General features: G+C 48.0%; 1 pseudogene. It reads right to left on the minus strand.

What is annotated here, in order from left to right:
• A pseudogene (locus PGX78_RS08720) lies at nt 1-525 on the minus strand (AAA family ATPase); the annotation flags it as partial.

Genomic DNA, 525 nt, shown 5'->3' on the forward strand with positions numbered 1-525 from the left:
TTTGCGAACAGTTAAAGTACGTTGCAAACGCCCTTTTTCGAGTATTTTTTCCACAACTGATGCCGCCTCATCCGCTACAGCATTAGCAGCAGCTGAAATATGGCGACGTTCTTCTATTTCTTCGTTTTCTACCGCCTCAGACAAGCCTTCTTCTTTAGAATCGGAAACAAAATCCGTCTTTGCGTCTTCATCTAAAAAAGCCGCCGCCTTAGACAATTCGTGAGTTACGAAGGAAGGAACCTGCCTTTGCATCGACGATACGGCTGCTTCTTCATCCGTAAAAATACAGTCCAGGACGTCGCCGTGAGGTAAGTACGGATTCCAATCGGCACCTGTCGGCTCATCACCCGTCTCTAGCCAACGAACGGTGGCCGACAAAGCACAAAAGAAAGGATTTCCTTTACCTATATCGGCCAAGGACCCTTCCTGTGCGGCAGCATGAATAAATTCGTCATGCGGCAACACCCCGACTACCGACTGAGGCAATAAAACGGACGCCATAGTTTCTACATTTAAATACCCCGG

It is taken from the genome of Megasphaera sp. AF13-6AC, assembly GCF_027685385.1.
Lineage (GTDB): Bacteria > Bacillota > Negativicutes > Veillonellales > Megasphaeraceae > Megasphaera > Megasphaera micronuciformis.